Raw genomic sequence first — 18,575 nt, 5'->3', positions numbered from 1 at the left:
GAATAGAGCGTCGCTAATTAGATTAGCTAACTATTTTTTGTTTTCGTTCCTGAAAAATAGTTTATAATGGAAAGTATAGATGATAACTTAGCGAGGTGTAACCATGAAGTTTGTGTTTGATTTAGACGGAACGATATGTTTCAACGGTAAACCACTTTCAAATACGATTGTCCAATGTTTAAAACAGTTAAATAAAAATGACGTTATCTTTGCATCGGCTAGACCAATCAGGGATATGCTTCCAGTGCTTCCTAAAGATTTTCATTCTTATACGCTCATTGGTGGAAATGGTTCACTGATTTATCAAGATAATAAGCTATTACACGCCCAAACATTTACCAATCAACAGCTGCGTGTCATTTTAAAGCTAGTTGAGGAGCAGGAAGCGACTTTCTTAATGGATAGTGATTGGGACTATGTGTATACAGGCCCAAAGGATCATCCGATTGTACACAATCTGGACCAAGGAAAATTAGCTCAACATGTAGCCGTTGATCAACTTTCCTCTGTAGTAAAAATATTATTCATTACGATGAAGGATTACGAAATTTTATTCACTCAATTACAGCACTTGGACATAACTGTTCACGAACATCGTAATGAACAACTTATTGACGTAAGCCCAAGAAATATTGATAAGTGGAGTGCGTTACAAGTATTAGGTATAAAGCCGAACAGTTATATAGCTTTTGGCAATGATGCGAATGATATCTCCATGTTCCAACATGCTGCACAGGCAATTATGATTGACTATCACGATCAATTGTCACGATTTGCTGATGAGCACGTTTCTTACCAAGAAGATGGAGAAAAAGCAATTGTGGAAAAAATCCAATCCATCTATTCTGAAACCGTGTATATTTAGTATGGTGCTTCATGCAAGTAGCTTTGGAGTTGGAATATCGTACAGCTTTGTAATTTGTTGCAGCACGTATACAATAAAAGGAAAGTTGATATCAAATATGAGGAGAAAGATATATGTACAAAAACTCAGATCGATTCTTAACTTCTTTTAATCGAATTGAAAAAATGCTCCGTTCTTTCATGATACATAAAAAGGATGTAAGCTTTTCTAAAACAGTAAAAATTCTGCGGAATTCAAATGCATTAGTGAGCCAATACAGTGATGATTTGCTTGAGTTTGCGGAACTTAGAAATGCAATCGTGCATAATAAAGTGGATATGACTTATGCCATAGCTGAACCACATGATGAAATTGTTGAAAGAATTGAATGGATTGAAGAGGAGCTAAGAAAGCCTAAACTCGTTATTCCTACGTTTCAAAAGTATGTATATTGTTTTCAAAGTAATGATGAATTAAATAAATTGTTAAAGGTTATTCATGAAAAAAGATTGTCTAAATTTCCCATTTATGAAGGTAAAGTGTACCGAGGTTTGCTTACCCAAAAAGGAATTACAAATTGGTTGGCGAGCATAGATCAACGAGGTGAAATGTTAAAAAGTAGCTATCACTTAAAAGATATTTTTCCTTTTGAAAACAATGAGAATTCGAGGTTTATTGCTCAGGATACCACTTTGTATGAGGCAATTGAAATGTTTAAAGAACATACAAGTAGGGGCAAGCGATTAGAAGCCTTGCTCATCACTTCGAATGGTGAACCTTCAGCCGAATTATTAGGTATTATTACAGCGTGGGATATTTTGGAGATTTCATAGTTTGAAATAGCTTGAAGCGTTATGTAGCTTGTCTGTAGATGGCATGATCAATGAAATGATTGGCTATGCTATAGTAATATCATAACTAAGATAAATCATGTCGGCATAGTAACTGTTGCGAGCTTAGTAAAGGCATGTGATCTCCAATCTACCCGCTTATTAATAGTTCTTTTAAATGGATTATAAATAAATTTTAGTTTAAGATAAATAGTTTAAGTTTAATGATTAAGGTGGATTCTAATATGACTCTAGTATCAATTGATTTTGAAACTGCTAACGAAAAACGGACAAGCCCTTGTGCAGTTGGCATCGTTGTATCAGATGGGACACAAATAGTGGATGAGTACTATAGTTTGATAAATCCGCTTACAGATTTTCGAGCAATGAACATACGAATACATGGTATTACGCCAGAACATGTTCGTTATGCTCCAACTTTTACAGATGTTTGGCCAGTCCTTTCTACATACTTACAGCAAGGTATGGTTATTGCTCATAATGCGAGCTTTGATATGAGTGTTCTAAGAAATACATTAGATCGTTTTGGGTTAACATACCCTGACTTGAATTATCTATGTACAGTTATGCTTGCAAAACAAATATGGCCACAGCTACATAATCATAAATTGGATACATTGGCTACCTTCCATCAAATCCCTTTTGAACATCATCATGCTTTAGAAGATGCCCGTGTTGCAGCAAAACTTTTTTCTAAATCTTTAAATGAAAGTAAACAGCATACAATAGAAGGCTTATTAGCTATGTATCATATACAAAGTGGTAAGATTTTTCATCATGGGTATCATGCACCAAAGAAAAAGAAAATGCGTCAATATAAACAGATTTTTCTTACTTAAATCCCCTTTGTATAAAATAAAGATAACTGCATAGGAAGTTGCTGCTTGGATCACACTATTGTAGTAGGAGGTGTGATCCGTGAAAGAAGAGCAACATGCATATCGTTCTAAGCGTGCTCAAAGTAGTGTCAATCCGCAAGGTCTGTCTGAAGATAAAAAAGATCATCGTCCAAAAACGCAACTAGAAGATAGGGCGAAAAAGAAAAATACGAAGATCTAATAGTAGATAAATTGCAGAGCTATTGATTCCTAATCTAAGCATCTGTGAACAGCTTTTGAAAAATAAGTGTAATTTTTGTGGTTCAATTAATCATCCGTTGCTTTTTTTATTGATTTTTTTGTTAGCGGTGGTATAATAAATTTACAAGCTGCAATGTACGTATTTTATTTAGTTTTAACCTCTAATGAATGAATAGGGAGTTTTATATCGAAGCTTTAATGTCGTGCCGTCTTCGAGCGGAAGACAGGACAGTTTCTGCAAACACCCACTTAGCGAAGTGGTGGTTTAAAACTTTTTATTACAAAATACGGCAATTGTGGCCTGTAAGATAAATAATACGACCGACCAGTTCTTTTATTGGAACTGGTCGTTTTTAATTGTCTAGGAAATTATAAAATTTAGCAGCTGTGGATAAACTACTAAGTTATTTAGCCACGTCCGGCTCCAGCGCCCAGCAACTAGGCGACTTCACGAAATCGCCCTACGATAAGTCATCATCGGTTCGTTCCTCACCGTGATTCCTTTATCTCAGTTGATTCGTTCCAGTCGCTACGTTGCTGAACGGGCGCTTGCGCCTTTGTTCTTGGCTGCGTTTGATGTGACCTTCTATATTCTTTTGGAGATTTATTGTTGAATTGCTTAAAAACTCTGGAAAAGTAATTTTGGTCTTTAAAGCCAACAGAAATGCTAATGTTATAAATGGTTTCATTCGTATGGAGTAAAAGTTTTTTCGCACTATTTATTCTGAATTCAGTTACAATTTTTTTGAATGGTTTATTCTCCATCGAAAGTAAATGACTTAAGTAATTGGGGCTGATTTCTAGGTAATTCGCTAGATCTTCTAGGCGAAGATTTACATTATTAAAATGATGTTCTAAATACAAAAGCGATCTTTCTAAATAATTAAATTCTCGCTTTTGCTTTTGAACTTGAGCATGTTTGATGACAGTGATGCAAAATAGAATGAATTCTTGCACAATTGTGTACAGAACTGGATGATTTAAAATGATTTGAAACGTATGGTGGTACGCTTCTTCCACAACTTCTATTTTAGATAATTTACAGTTATTAATAAACCGTCGCACCTGTGCAAGAACACTTGTAAGTTGAATTCGGACAATCTCTGGTTCGGGATAATTGTTAAACGGTCTTGTAAACGTTTGATATAAATAATCTTTAATACTCTCAATATCTCCTTTTTCTAAGCTCTCCATCCAAAATCTCTGTTCATCAGAAGTTAAAAAAGGATCGAAAGATGAGAAAGTGTAAACTTGATCAACTACAAATACCTGATTAAACCCTTTGTAAAATCTCATGTTAAGCACAGTTTTTGTCACTACATAGGCTTGATGCAGATCGATAATATCCATCTCGTTTTTATAAATAGCGATATTTATGTTGAAGTCAAATGCTTCTCTCCATAACTGCATTATTTTTGAGACTTCGAATTTGATGTTCTCCGTTGTATACGGATAAGTTACATACGCTAAACAAACAATTCGGTTATGCAGTGGATAAAGCTCAATTTTAAATGGTGGGCTATTATTGTATAACCATGTAAATAAATCCTGTATGTGTGCTTGCTTTTCTGGTTCTATCAGCAAAAAAATGGGCTGAACAGGGTCTGATAAAGAAGTTTTTAAAAATAAGGAATGGTATATTTCGTGACTTCTTGAAATGTATTCCATAGGCTGACTGCTGTGCTCTATTTTTGTTGCGTTTGTTAGTGCTTTTTTTAATAGTGTAAGGTTAAGTGGTTTGACAAGTAGTGATTTGCTTTGCAGTTCAATAGCTTGCGAGGCTCTTTCAAAGACAGGCTCTGCTGTTGTTGTAATTAAGCTTTTGGAATACCTGCGAATGTTCGTAGCAAAAGCTGCAAAATTAGTAGGAGAAAGCAATTCCAGTTCGAGTATGACGACATGCGGTTTTCCTTTGCTTAAAAGCATATTTGCTTGTTTGATATTCCTTGCATGAAGAATATGCTCAAATGGCAGCTGGTTGGAACGAATAAACCATTCCATTCCAGTTCTTTCCGTTTCATCTCGATCAATAATTAAAATATCCATAATCTAGACCCTTCCCTTAACGTATTGAACATCTTAATTAGGCTGTAGTATAAGATTGGAGACATGCCTAGTTTTTCTGCTTTCAATAAAAAATCCTAACTATAAAATAGTATTGCTACAAAGGAATTGCTATATCGAATTGAGTAATAAAAATATGCTAAAGTTCGTAAAAAAATCTCTTTTTTAATGATATCAGAAAAAATATAATAAAGAAAATAATAAAAATGTAAGCGCATTATTAGTTCTGGGGGTTAAGCAATGGAAAAAACAAAAATTCGAGAGGAGCAATCGTTATCGGATAAAAGAGCCGCTTGGAAGTTTGTGCTATTCAGTTTGTTTGGGATCATTTCTTTCTTTGTTCCCGTACCAATTGGAGGAGAATCATCAATTTTACTCGACCATATTGTAAGTGGAATTAAAACCACCCTCCCCATGTTTGTCATACATAGTTATACTGTTCTCATTCTTTTTCTTGGTGCTGTCTATCCAATAGCTAATAAGACATGGAGAGATAGTTTTATTAATGTAATCCTTACTTTATTTAAAGTTGTTGGATTTGTTTTTGGAACCATGCTTGTATGGAACGTTGGGCCAGCTTGGCTCTTTCATCCTGATCTCGGGCCATTTTTATTACAACAATTAATCATACCTGTTGGTATTTTAATACCCATAGGAGCTATGTTTTTAGCATTACTTGTTAACTATGGATTTTTAGAGTTCGTTGGCGTATTTATGCAAGCAATTATGCGCCCTGTTTTTAAAACTCCAGGACGCTCAGCAATTGATGCAGTTGCATCGTTTGTCGGTAGTTATTCGATAGGTTTATTAGTAACAAATCGAGTCTTTAATCAGGGTAAATACACAATTCGAGAGGCTTCCATTATTGCTACTGGCTTTTCTACAGTTTCTGTTACGTTCATGATAGTTATTGCAAATACGTTAAATCTAATGGATTTTTGGAACTTGTACTTTTGGATGTCTTTAATCATAACGTTTGTTGTAACAGCTATTACAGTAAGAATTTGGCCCTTAAGCAGGATAAAGAATACGTACATTAGCGGAAAAGGAAATCCTGAAACGATCATCAAAAAGAATCGATTATATCATGGATGGAAAGAAGGCATTTATGCGGCAAATCGAGCTCCTAGTATATTTTCTAGTGTAGTTGCGCATTTAAAAGAAGGATTAATGATGACAATGAATACACTCCCTTCCATAATGTCTGTAGGTCTACTTGGTTTAGTACTTGCCTATTATACACCACTATTTGATTGGTTGGCTTATATTTTTGTTCCAATTACATGGCTCTTACAAGCACCTGAAGCTCTATTAACTGCGAAAGCTGCTGCTATTTCCATTTCGGAGATATTTTTACCATCTTTACTTGTGGTGGAAGCTGAGCTTGCAACTAGATTTATAGTTGCTGTGCTTTCCGTATCATCCATTTTATTTTTTTCAGCAGTAATCCCTGTCATTATTTCAACGGATATACCAATACCGATATCTAAGATGATTATTATATGGTTTCAGAGAGTTGTGCTAACGTTATTTATCATCATACCAATAGCAAAGTTAATTTTTTGAAAAAGAGTAGTTTTAAGAAAAAGCTTTTTTACACTATAGGAGTTTTTCTAAATTTAAATAGAAGGGTGACGGTTTTACTGTGAAACCATTAGAGGGGATAAAAGTGTTAGATTTTACAAGGGTTTTAGCTGGTCCATTTGCTACAAAAATACTAGCAGATTTTGGTGCTGAAGTTATAAAAATAGAAAGAACAGGGCATGGAGACGATACACGTTCTTTTGGACCATTTCAAAATGGGTTAAGTGGCTATTTTGTTTATTTAAATACTGGAAAAAAGAGCGTTGAACTAAACTTAAAAGACCCTGACTCTATTTGTTTATTAAAGGAAATGGTGAAAGATGTAGATGTCGTAATTGAAAATTTTAGACCTGGAATTATGCGCAAATTTAATTTAGATTACGCATCTCTAAAAGCTATGAAACCAAATATTATTTATGCTTCTATTTCCGGTTTTGGACAAGAAGGCGTCTGGAGTAATAAGCCTGCCTATGATCTTATTGCACAAGCCGCGGGAGGCATAATGAGTATTAATGGTTATCCTGATTCACCACCAACACGTGTTGGTGCTTCCTTAGGAGATACTAGTGCTGGTTTAAATGCAGCGATTGGGATCACTACTGCTTTATTTCATAGAGAGCGAACGGGGGAAGGGCAGCATATTGATGTGGCGATGGTAGACTCGATATATGCATTATTGGAGAGTAATGTGATGCGGTATACAGTAGATGAAAATGTTCCACAACGAATTGGAAATCGGCACCCAATAAGTGCACCGTTCGATATATATCAATCAAAAGAAGGATATTTAGCTATTGCTATTGCTAATGAATCATTGTTTGAAAGATTTACTACATTAATTCATCGGGAAGATATGCTAGAGGATGAACGTTTTCGTACAGATAACAACAGACAGAAATACCAAGAGTTATTAAAAGCCGAAATAGAAAATTGGTTACGTCCATACACTGCAACAGAGGCAGCAGCTTTACTTGAACAAGGGGGGGTACCTTGTTCTGTTATACACGACATAAAAGATATTTCTGAAAGTGCCTATATAAAAGAGAGAAATATGCTTGTAGATGTGAATCAATTAGAACATGGTTTGTTTAAAATACCTGGAAATCCTATTAAGTTATCAAGCTTAAAACAAACGAATATTCAGCCAGCCCCAGAGCTTGGAGAGCATACAGAAGCTATACTTGAAAAATATAAGGAGATGATGAAATGAATTTTGGGTATACGGAGGAACAAATCAGTATTCGAAGCATGGTTCGTGATTATGCGAAAAATGTATTGACGCCCCGAGCAAAAGAATGGGATGAGAAAAATGCATTCCCTTTGGAGCACGTAAAGTCTATGGGGGAACTTGGATTGTTAGGGATAGCATACCCAGAAGAATTTGGCGGTGTAGGTGCTGACTCTATAACGGAAGCAATAGCAGTTGAAGAAATAACATACGGCTGTGCTGCAACTGGTTCTATATTAACAGCCCATTACTTAGGAATTGATGGTTTATTCTTAGCAGGGAGTGTTGAACAAAAAAGAGAGTACTTAATCCCTGGTTGTAAAGGTGAAAAGCTCTTTGCATTTGGGTTAACAGAACCGATTGGGGGAACAGATGTAGGTTCCATGAAAACGACAGCCGTAAAAGATGGCGATGATTATGTTTTAAACGGTATGAAACATTTTATTACTAATGGTAAATATGCTGATATTATTATTGTTTATGCGAAAACGGATACATCAAAAGGAAATAAAGGCATTAGTGCTTTTATAGTAGAAAACGGAACAGAAGGCCTCTCGTTTGGAGTAGGGGATGACAAAATGGGGATTAGGGGAGCTACCACAGATGAAGTGATTTTTGAAAACTGTCGTATACCAAAAGAAAACCTTCTAGGAGAAGAGGGGGATGGTTTTAAGCTTGCTATGCAAGTTGTGGATAGGGGAAGGATTGGCATTGCGGCGATGGCTGTAGGTTTATCACAAGCTGCTTTAGATGCAGCAGTTCAATATGCTAAAGAAAGGCCAGCATTTGGCAACCCCATTGCGGAATATCAAGGTTTGCAGTGGATGATGGCTGAAATGAAAGCTGATTTAGAAGTATCTCGTATGTACACGTATTACGCAGCTTCATTAAAGGATGGTGGGGGAAGAATTTCTCAGGAAGCAGCTATTGCAAAATTAATAACGTCTGAAGCGAGTCAAAGAATTGTGCATAAAGCAGTTCAAATTCATGGCGGTTATGGATACATGAAGGAGTTTCCAGTAGAAAGATATTATCGCGATCAACGAATATTAGAGATATTTGAAGGCACGTCTCAAATACAAAAAATTGTTATCGCTAGTCACTTATTAAAATAATTACTTCATAAAGAATATAAAGGGGAGATTTAATGATGAATACAAATCAAGTCATTAAGGCACCTACGGGGTCAGAATTAACATGTAAAGGTTGGCAGCAAGAAGCAGCAATGAGGATGTTAATGAATAATTTAGACCCACAAGTAGCAGAAAATCCAGATGAATTAGTTGTCTATGGTGGGATAGGCAAAGCAGCAAGGAATTGGGAATCTTTCCATAAAATAATTGCTACGTTGAAAAAGCTGGAAAACGATGAGACACTAATTGTACAATCAGGGAAGCCTGTAGCTGTATTTAAAACACATGACCATGCACCTCGTGTATTAATCGCCAACTCAAATATCGTGCCTAGTTGGGCAAATTGGAATCACTTTTATAAATTGGAAAGTGAAGGCCTTATGATGTATGGGCAAATGACAGCTGGTAGCTGGATATATATTGGAGCACAAGGCATTTTACAAGGAACTTATTTGAGCTTTGTAGAAGCTGGCAAAAAAGCGTTTGGATCAACAGATCTATCCGGAAGACTTATTTTAACAGGTGGCATGGGAGGTATGAGTGGTGCGCAACCATTAGCAGGGAAAATGGCTGGAGCGGTTACGCTTGTAGTCGAAGTAGAAAGAAAACGAATTGAACGCAAAATAAATGAGGGCTATTGTGATTACTTGGTTACCGACATAGACGAGGCTTTACAGCTAGTGAATAAATATCGCCAAAAAAGGGAAGCCGTTTCCATTGGTCTTGTTGGTAATTGTGCTGATGTATTTCCAGCTATTTATGAAAAGGGAATCGTCCCAGACATTGTAACAGATCAAACGAGCGCGCATGACCCAATAAATGGATATATACCAAATGGGATGTGTTTCGAACAAGCTTTGGTATTAAGAAAGAAGGATCCTAAAGCTTATGAAGAAAAGGCAAAAGCTACTATGGGTGTTCATGTTCAGGCAATGTTGGATTTTCAAGCATCTGGTTCTGAAGTGTTTGATTATGGCAATAATATTCGAGCTTATGCGAAAGAAACGGGAGTGGAAAATGCTTTTGATTTTCCTGGCTTTGTTCCTGCTTATATCCGTCCGCTATTTTGTGAAGGGAAAGGGCCATTTCGTTGGGCAGCCCTTTCAGGTGATCCAGAGGATATTTACCGTACGGACCGTCTAGTTAAAGAAATGTTTGCTGAAGATGAGTCTCTTGTAAAGTGGATAAATATGGCGCAAAAAATGATACAATGGCAAGGGCTTCCTTCTCGCATCTGCTGGCTCGGATATGGAGATCGTCATCGTTTTGCATTAGAAGTTAACAAGCTGGTTGCTACAGGGGAAATTAAAGCTCCTATTGTATTCGGTCGTGATCATCTTGATTCAGGGTCGGTAGCTTCTCCAAATCGAGAGACAGAAGGGATGAAAGATGGAAGTGATGCCGTATCTGATTGGCCAATATTGAATGCACTCCTTAATACTGCAGGTGGTGCTAGTTGGGTTAGCGTACATCATGGTGGTGGAGTGGGTATGGGATATTCACAGCATGCGGGTCAAGTTATCGTAGCAGATGGCACGAAAGAAGCAACTGAAAAAATAAAGCGGGTTTTAATCACCGATCCTGGCATGGGAGTAGCAAGGCATGTGGACGCTGGATATGATATTGCTATTGAAACAGCAAAAGAGAAAGGAATTTACATTCCGATGATGGATTCCGAAGTATAGTCGAAGAACATGAACTGTTGAGGCTTTCCTTTTTATACAAATTATAAGGTTTATCGTATAAAAAAACGACAGCGTTTTTCCGCCATAAGACTTGGCGACAACCCAAATTTTTCTAATCATGATAAGTGTTCTTCCATAGAAAAATAAAGGCTTTTCGTATAGAACAATAGCTTTTGCCATAAAGATTGTGAAAGGTGGTAGGAACATGTACTCGATGACAGAAAAACAATGGTGGTCTGGGAGGGTAGATCATGCAACAGATCCAGCTTACTTTCGGTTTCACCAAGCTATTCAATTGAAAGACATTGCATCACGTAAACGAGATAATGATTTAAAGGGATCCATAGCTTTGATTGGATTTTCTTCTGATGAGGGTGTTCGCAGGAACAAAGGTCGAGTCGGTGCGGCAAAAGCGCCATATGAAATTAGATCTGTACTGGCAAATTTAGCTTACCATTTAGAAAAATTGTCTATATTTGACGTAGGGAATGTAAGTTGTATACATCAACAATTAGAAGAATCACAAGAAGAATTAGGGAAATACATGCATTATTTACTACAAGCACAATCCACACCAATCATACTTGGAGGAGGACATGAAACATTATATGGACATTATCTTGGTGCACGTCAATATGTCAATCAAACAACAAAATTGGGGATAATCAATATTGATGCGCATTTTGATTTACGAAATGATTTTCTGCCAACTTCAGGTACGATGTTTAAACAGATATTGGAGCAAGATAAGTATGCGGGGTATTTATGTTTAGGTATTCAAAAATGGGGAAACACGCAAGCTCTTTTTCAAGAAGCAGCTCAGTATCAAAGTAATTATATTTTAGCTGAGGACGTAGCCAATGATAGCCAAACTATAAAATTGATAGACGATTTTACGAAACAGCATGATTATATTATCTTTACTTTATGTATGGACGCGGTGGAAGCAACTGCAGCTCCAGGTGTGAGCGCTCCATCTCCGCTTGGGTTAGAGCCTAAAATAGTTAGAGACTTGATACGGTATATAGTAGCCAAACCGAATTTGCTTAGTATGGATATTTCCGAGGTAAACCCTGTTGTTGATGAAAATAATAAAACAGTAAAATTAGCTGCTTATTTCATTGCAGATGCTATGCAATCCATGCAAAATAGAAAAAATATGCTATGAAGGGGCGTTAAACATGTCAAACTCTATATTTGTGAAAAATGCAGCGCAGGTAATTACGATGCAAGGTCATACAGATAAACCAGCTAAAAAAGAAGCGATGCAGCAATTAAGCATTGTTGAGAATGGGAGTGTGTTAGCTCAAGACGGAGAAATTATAGCAGTAGGTACGGAAGCAGAAATAAAAAACAATTATCCAGACGTAGTTAGAAATGCGAAAGAAATTCATGCAACAGGAAAAATTGTCACACCTGGACTTATTGATCCACATACACATCTTGTGCATGCTGGAACGAGAGAAATTGAGTATGCGATGCGTTTAAAAGGAAAGACGTATATGGATATTATGCATGCAGGTGGCGGAATTCATGCAACGACAGAAGCGACGCAAAAAGCAGGTTTTGAACAACTTTATCAAACGTCAAAAAAAAGGTTAGATACGTTTCTATTACATGGTGTGACAACAGTTGAAGCGAAAAGTGGCTATGGTCTTACAACAGAGCATGAATTAAAGCAATTGGAAGTAGCGCAGCAGTTAAATAAGGACCATGTCATTGATATTGTATCTACATTTATGGGGGCGCATGCAATTCCAATTGCGGAAAAAGACCAGCCAGAAAAATTTGTCGATAAAGTGATTGATGAAATGCTCCCAGAAGTAGCCAAGCGAAATTTAGCAGTTTTTAACGATGTATTTTGTGAGCGAGGTGTATTCACGCCTGAACAATCCAAACGAATTTTAGAAGCAGGAAAGCAATATGGTCTCATCCCCAAAATTCATGCTGATGAAATAGAGCCATATGGTGGAGCGGAGTTAGCAGCGGAAGTAGGTGCTATTTCTGCTGATCATTTGTTAAAAGCTTCTGAAATAGGAATGACTAAAATGGCAGAAAACGATGTCGTTGGCGTCCTTCTTCCTGGCACTGCTTTTTTCCTAATGGCGGCATTTGCAGACGCTCGGAAGATGATTGATAATGGAGTTGCTGTTGCATTATCAACGGATGCTAATCCAGGGTCTTCTCCAACATTATCATTGCAATTCATTATGAATTTAGGTTGTTTAAAGATGGGGATGACACCAGAAGAAGTGCTTATGGCAACAACAATAAATGCTGCTCACGCTATTAACTGTGCAAAAGAGGTTGGTAGTTTAGAAGTTGGTAAAAAAGCAGATATAACGATTTTTGATGTACCTAACTACTTAACATTATCCTATCAGTATGGGATGAATCATGTAGATACAGTGATTAAAAATGGGGAAATTGTTGTGGAAGAGAGACATTTAGCGTATTACTAAGTAAATGGAAATGATGAGAATGTACGATTTTGTTAATAGTATAAAAAATTATATTACGTTTCGTTTTCACAATCTTGACGAAATTATTGGAGAACGCATATACTGAAGATAGCTATTAGTTATTAGAAAAGATGTCAGCTTAGGGGTATGTATTGATCATGAATAACCATTTGCGTATTGGCAAGATTGCGACTTTACATGTCATGCTGGATGAGGAAGAACGTACTTACTTCTCATCTGCTTTTGAAACCGTGCAGATTTGTGAGGGGAAAGTAGGGTCAATGGAATTACAGAAGGTTATTTCCTCTGTAGAAACCGCTGTTAAACGGAGTGGAATGATTGAAGAAAAGCTGTACCGTGAAACGCATGCATTATATCATGCTATATTGGAAGCGCTTGAAGGTGTGACGCGAGGGCAGTGGGCGCTTGGAGAGATGATGCGAACGGTTGGTTTGCGCTTTGCTGTCGTACGCGGAAAGCCGTACGAGCTTGAACAAGAAGGCGAGTGGATAGCGGTAGCCTTTTATGGGACAATTGGAGCGCCCATAAGAGGGCTGGAACACGAAGCAATTGGCTTAGGAATTAATCATATATAATCATTACCTATAGTCGTTAGCTAAGTAGGAGGTGATGATGGCTAGTTTTATCTGCCATTATTACCTCTTTTTTGTTGTACTATAAGAAATCTTAAGAGCTAGAGGGTTATAAACTTCGGCTTTCTTCATAAAAAAGGGAAAAAAGCCAAGTTTCTCTTATGCTATCAACAAGTTTTGGGATGAGGGAAAACCCCACTACTTGAAGATACACTTTAACAAAGACATTTCAAAAGGGGGAGTACGTATGGTGGAATTAACAGGTCATTCATTAACGGTCGATGAAGTGAGGCGTGTTTGCGTTAATATGGAAGATATATCTATATGCAAAGAAAGCATGGAAAAAGTTAAAGCAAGTCGTAATAGCGTCGATCAAATAGTAGCAAATCAGGAAACAGTTTACGGTATAAATACAGGATTTGGGAAACTTAGTGATGTTATCATTAATAATGATAACGTAAGCGATTTACAATTGAACCTAATTCGTTCGCACGCTTGTGGAGTCGGCGAGCCTTTTTCTGAAACAATTTCTCGGGCTATGCTATTACTACGACTAAATGCTCTAGTGAAAGGTTTTTCTGGTGTTAGGCCAAAATTGGTACACTTACTAGCTGATCTGATTAACAAACAAGTTCATCCAGTTATTCCGCAACAAGGATCATTAGGGGCTTCTGGTGATTTAGCTCCACTTGCGCATGTAGCTTTAGTGTTGATAGGAGAAGGCAACGTTTTTGGTAAGAACGGCGAAATAAGATCTACAGAAACTGTTTTCTCAGAAAAAGAAATAGTCCCAATCACGTTACAGTCTAAGGAAGGGCTTGCGTTAATTAATGGAACGCAAGCAATGGTGGCAGTAGGTATCATGAATTATATTGAAACGGAAAAACTAGCGTTTGATAGTGAATGGATTGCAGCAATGACGATGGAAGGACTTGAAGGTATTATCGATGCATTTCATCCAGCCGTTCATGAAGTGCGGGGTTACCCTCAACAGATAGCTGTAGCAGAGCGAATGAGGGAGTGGTTTAAAGGAAGCAAGTTAATCACACGTCAAGGTGAAAAACGAGTACAGGATGCGTATTCATTACGGTGCATTCCACAAGTTCATGGAGCTTCATGGCAGGCATTGGATTATGTGAAAGAGAAGTTAGAGATAGAAATAAATGCAGCCACAGATAATCCGTTAATTTTAAATGATGGAAAGTTGATCGTTTCAGGCGGGAATTTTCACGGGCAGCCAATTGCTTTAGCAATGGATTTTTTGAAAATTGCAGTTGCTGAGTTAGCAAATATTTCTGAGCGTAGGGTGGAAAGGTTAGTTAACCCGCAGTTAAATGATTTGCCAGCTTTCCTTAGCCCGTCACCAGGACTCGAATCAGGAGCTATGATTATGCAATATGTTGCTGCCTCCTTAGTATCAGAAAACAAGACGCTGGCGCATCCAGCTAGTGTGGACTCTATTCCGTCTTCTGCTAATCAGGAAGATCATGTAAGTATGGGGACCATCGGAGCTAGACATGCAAAAATAATTATTGATAATACGCGAAAAGTTATTACTATAGAATGTATTTGTGCTCTTGAAGCTGTAGAATATAGGGGAGTTGATAAGATGGCTCCAAAGATAAGAGGAAAATGGGAGGAACATAGGGGAATTGTTCCAAGGATTACTAAAGATCGTGTATTTTCTGAAGATATAGAAAGGTTATCCGATACACTACGAAGCTATTAAATAATTATAAATGCTACATTTGTTGCTACGTAGATATGTTTTTAATACTGTAGGAAGCATAAAATTTTTAGCGTTTATAGTTTAAGAAAAACTATAGCATTCGCCATATGAATTGCCAATAAGCCAAGTTTTTTTAAGGTAGTACTGTAGAATAACTGGAGTCCGCATGTATTTCGCTGAAGTTCCTCTATGAAAACTAAAAAAATTTAAGGTTAATCGTATAAGAAATACTGGCTACCTCCATAAGCTTTAGCGATATACCAATTTTAAAAATGGAATGTTTCCTCAAGGCAAGAGGTTCCTATTTCATAAAAAGCCTTGACAATGAATGGAAAAATTATTAGAATTATCAGTAATTATACGGTGGGTTTAGTGATCGTAGTAATTTTGCTAGATGTGCAACTGAAAGCGATTACTCTAGGTGGAGGATCTAAATATAGACAAGGGGGTAGTTAAAAATGAAGACTAACGAAGCAATTCAAGAAATGAAAGCGTCTATGCGTTTGCCAATTGTTATGGCACCAATGTTTTTAGTTTCTAGTCCTAAAATGGTTACAGAAGCTTGTGCAGCAGGAATTGTAGGGACATTTCCTGCATTAAATGCAAGAACAAAAGAAATATTGGAGCATTGGATGGAACAAATTACTAACGAGTTAGAGGAGATGAAAAAAGATAATCCAAATAAAAAAATTGCTCCGTGGGGAATAAATTTTATAACGCATCGTTCTAATAAGCGTTATACGGAGGATTTACAATTAATAGAAAAATATAAACCACCAATTGTCATTACTTCTTTAGGTGATCCTAGTCCAGTTGTGAAAATTGCTCATGAATATGGTGGAATTGTTTTTTCAGATGTCATTGATATCAAATTTGCTAAAAAAGCAATAGCAAAAGGAGCAGATGGACTTGTTTTAGTAGCAAGTGGTGCAGGTGGTCACGCAGGGCAGCTAAATCCGATATCATTTCTGCATGAGGTTCGTTCTTTCTTTTTAGGTCCGGTTATCTTAGCTGGCGGAATGTCAAAAGGAGAGGATATTCTAGCTTCTGAAGTACTTGGAGCAGATTTTGTTTATATGGGGACGCGATTTATCCCGTCAAAAGAAAGTGAAGCTTCTCAAGATTATAAGCAAATGATTGTTGATTCTGCTATTGAAGATATTATTTATACGGATGCTTTTAGTGGGGTACATGCTAATTACCTTATCCCGAGTATTACAAAAGCAGGGTTAGACCCAACTAACTTAAAACCGAAGCAGGAAATCGATTTTAATAAGCTGCAAACGGAGGCAAAAGCATGGAAAGATATTTGGGGTGCTGGACAAGGAATTGGTCCTATTAAAGAGATTCAAACTATTTCAGAAATTGTGGATGAGCTAGAAACCTCCTATGAAAAAGCCATACGAAATATAAAACAACGAAATGCTGTATACATGAAATAATCTTTTCTACTAGATTTTACAATTTGTTAAGAAACTCGTGCACGTACCGACTAATGCTTTATCCATAGAGATGTCGTATCCGTAGTTTCTGTTCGTTTACGACATCTATTGTGAAGAAGATAAAAATTACATACAAAGGGGCAGGTTGTATGCATTATCCACTAACACCAATTGATTGGAAACGAAGAGCAATTAAATATTATCCCAACAAAGTGGCAGTTATTGATGAAGAAAAAACATTTACGTATGCGCAATTTGGAGAAAGAACAGATCGACTATCACAAGCGTTAATCAATGCGGGAATCCATGAAGGAGATCACATAGCTGTTATGTTACCGAATACACATTATATGCTGGAATGTTTTTATGGGATATGTCAAACGGGGGCGGTTATGGTTCCGTTAAATTATCGTATTTCACCTGAAGACATGGCGTATATTATTAATCATAGCGATGCTAAATTACTCATTGTTGATGCAGCATTCACTTCCTCTATTAAAGAGATTGAATCTGAATTGAATCTGAATGATATTGTTGTTGTCGAGGTACCTGGTTATGATAGTCAAATAGAGGGAATAGATTATGAACATTTCATTCAATGCGTTGAGTCTACTTCATTTTCGCCACTTCACTTAGATGAAAATCAACTTTTAACCATTAATTATACAAGTGGTACAACATCTAAGCCTAAAGGAGTGATGCAAACACATCGTAGCAATTATATGAATTCCGCAGATTTTATGTTTCATTTAGGGGTAAAGCACGAAGACGTTTATCTCCACACACTTCCCATGTTTCATGTGAATGGCTGGGGCGGTGTCTGGGCGATTATGGCTGTAGGTGGTGTACATGTATGTTTACGAAAAGTTGATCCAAAGGTCATTTTAGACTTATTTGAAAAACACCATATAACGCTGTTATGTGGTGCTCCAATTGTGATTAATATGCTTGTAAACGAGCCAAAAGTAAACGAGATTTCGATTAATGTAAAATCACGAATGGCTACAGCAGGTTCTCCACCAGCAGCAGCGTTAATCCAACAAGCGCAAGATTTGCTTGGCTTGGATATCTTACATGTGTATGGTTTGACAGAAACATCCCCATTCATTTTATACAATGAGTGGAAATCTTCATTCAACCAATTATCTCTTGAAGAACAATCCGCTTTAAAAGCGAGGCAAGGTGTAGAAATGGTTTTTAATGGAGAAACAAAAGTAGTCGATCAAGATGGCGAAGAAGTTGCATGGAACGGGGAAGAACTTGGAGAAATTGTAACTAGAGGCAATGTTGTTATGGAAGGTTATTATAAAGATGAGGAGCGAACCAAAGAGGTGTTCAAGGACGGTTGGTTTCATACAGGTGATTTAGCTGTAACGCATCCTGATGGCTATATAGAAATACGTGATCGAGCTAAAGATGTTATTATCTCTGGTGGTGAGAATATTTCTTCTACGGAAATTGAAGGTGTTTTATATCGTCATCCTGCCGTATTAGAAACAGCTGTTATCGCTATTCCACATGATAAATGGGGAGAGGTACCACTAGCAATTATTATTTTGAAGAAAAACGCTACCGTTACTGAAGAAGATATTATTACGTATTGTCGTGACAATATGGCACATTTTAAAGCACCAAAAAAAGTAGCATTTGTTAAAGAATTGCCTAAAACAGCTACAGGAAAATTACAGAAATTTCGTTTGCGTCAAATGTATTGGGATAGTGAACGGCTGGTGAATTAATACGAAGAAGCGTCTTCGTTTACCAAGATAGAAAATGATTGCAGTAAGCACATCTATCCTAAAGGAATAACAATTACTTTTACAATAAATATTTTTACTATATGCAATGCTTTCTATAAATGATTGTTCATCTGTGGGGGCT

Annotated in this window: 15 protein-coding genes; 14 read left to right on the top strand and 1 reads right to left on the bottom strand. The window is 37.0% G+C overall.

Translation table 11 applies throughout. The features are described 5' to 3' along the window. The first annotated feature begins 103 nt into the window (after positions 1 to 103). From HLX49_RS00890 to sspL, 4 genes are all read left to right on the top strand, one after another. Complete coding sequence (locus HLX49_RS00890) at positions 104 to 865, top strand: HAD-IIB family hydrolase (RefSeq protein ID WP_101933635.1); 762 nt, start codon at positions 104 to 106, stop codon at positions 863 to 865. A 113-nt stretch (positions 866 to 978) separates the two neighbouring features. After that, complete coding sequence (locus HLX49_RS00885; RefSeq protein ID WP_101933636.1) at positions 979 to 1,677, top strand: CBS domain-containing protein; 699 nt, start codon at positions 979 to 981, stop codon at positions 1,675 to 1,677. A gap of 221 nt (positions 1,678 to 1,898) precedes the next feature. Beyond that, entirely contained in the window at positions 1,899 to 2,534 is a 636-nt protein-coding gene (locus HLX49_RS00880; protein WP_077702931.1) for a 3'-5' exonuclease, read from the top strand. 79 nt (positions 2,535 to 2,613) lie between these two features. Then, complete coding sequence (gene sspL / locus HLX49_RS00875) at positions 2,614 to 2,754, top strand: small, acid-soluble spore protein L (protein ID WP_073005888.1); 141 nt, start codon at positions 2,614 to 2,616, stop codon at positions 2,752 to 2,754. 509 nt (positions 2,755 to 3,263) lie between these two features. Here the strand turns inward: sspL and HLX49_RS00865 are convergent. Next, positions 3,264 to 4,820 (bottom strand): helix-turn-helix domain-containing protein, encoded by a 1,557-nt coding sequence (locus HLX49_RS00865; RefSeq protein WP_101933637.1) that lies wholly within the window; start codon positions 4,818 to 4,820, stop codon positions 3,264 to 3,266. 258 nt (positions 4,821 to 5,078) lie between these two features. Here HLX49_RS00865 and HLX49_RS00860 point away from each other — a divergent pair, with 258 nt between their 5' ends. From HLX49_RS00860 to HLX49_RS00815, 10 genes are all read left to right on the top strand, one after another. Then, positions 5,079 to 6,404: a YjiH family protein gene (locus HLX49_RS00860; RefSeq protein ID WP_101933638.1), complete on the top strand. Its 1,326-nt coding sequence runs from the start codon at positions 5,079 to 5,081 to the stop codon at positions 6,402 to 6,404. Positions 6,405 to 6,483: 79 nt separating this feature from the next. Continuing rightward, positions 6,484 to 7,632, top strand: coding sequence for a CaiB/BaiF CoA transferase family protein (locus HLX49_RS00855; protein WP_077702934.1), 1,149 nt, complete (start codon positions 6,484 to 6,486; stop codon positions 7,630 to 7,632). Further along, positions 7,629 to 8,765: an acyl-CoA dehydrogenase family protein gene (locus tag HLX49_RS00850; RefSeq protein ID WP_077702935.1), complete on the top strand. Its 1,137-nt coding sequence runs from the start codon at positions 7,629 to 7,631 to the stop codon at positions 8,763 to 8,765. Before HLX49_RS00855 ends, HLX49_RS00850 begins: the two co-directional genes overlap by 4 nt. 32 nt (positions 8,766 to 8,797) lie before the next feature. After that, positions 8,798 to 10,468 (top strand): urocanate hydratase, encoded by a 1,671-nt coding sequence (gene hutU / locus HLX49_RS00845; protein ID WP_164085487.1) that lies wholly within the window; start codon positions 8,798 to 8,800, stop codon positions 10,466 to 10,468. 205 nt (positions 10,469 to 10,673) lie between these two features. Continuing rightward, on the top strand, positions 10,674 to 11,636 hold the full coding sequence (gene hutG / locus HLX49_RS00840; RefSeq protein WP_101933639.1) for a formimidoylglutamase: 963 nt from the start codon (positions 10,674 to 10,676) through the stop codon (positions 11,634 to 11,636). A gap of 13 nt (positions 11,637 to 11,649) precedes the next feature. Further along, positions 11,650 to 12,930 carry an imidazolonepropionase gene (gene hutI, locus HLX49_RS00835; protein ID WP_101933640.1) on the top strand — a complete coding sequence of 427 codons (1,281 nt, stop codon included), beginning with the start codon at positions 11,650 to 11,652 and terminating at the stop codon, positions 12,928 to 12,930. 158 nt (positions 12,931 to 13,088) lie between these two features. Next, positions 13,089 to 13,526, top strand: a complete 438-nt coding sequence (gene hutP / locus HLX49_RS00830) for a histidine utilization transcription antiterminator HutP (RefSeq protein WP_077702939.1) — start codon at positions 13,089 to 13,091, stop codon at positions 13,524 to 13,526. Positions 13,527 to 13,770: 244 nt separating this feature from the next. Further along, the gene (gene hutH / locus HLX49_RS00825) at positions 13,771 to 15,252 is read left to right on the top strand and encodes a histidine ammonia-lyase (RefSeq protein WP_101933641.1); all 1,482 of its coding nucleotides are present in this window, start codon (positions 13,771 to 13,773) and stop codon (positions 15,250 to 15,252) included. A 458-nt stretch (positions 15,253 to 15,710) separates the two neighbouring features. After that, entirely contained in the window at positions 15,711 to 16,694 is a 984-nt protein-coding gene (locus HLX49_RS00820; RefSeq protein ID WP_296360456.1) for an NAD(P)H-dependent flavin oxidoreductase, read from the top strand. A 149-nt stretch (positions 16,695 to 16,843) separates the two neighbouring features. After that, positions 16,844 to 18,433: a long-chain-fatty-acid--CoA ligase gene (locus tag HLX49_RS00815; RefSeq protein WP_296360454.1), complete on the top strand. Its 1,590-nt coding sequence runs from the start codon at positions 16,844 to 16,846 to the stop codon at positions 18,431 to 18,433. Positions 18,434 to 18,575: the final 142 nt, after the last annotated feature.

The organism is Virgibacillus sp. (assembly GCF_013393565.1).
Classification (GTDB): domain Bacteria; phylum Bacillota; class Bacilli; order Bacillales; family Amphibacillaceae; genus Virgibacillus; species Virgibacillus dokdonensis.
Note: the sequence above shows the minus strand (reverse complement) of the source record. Positions and strands in the feature narration are given on the sequence as shown.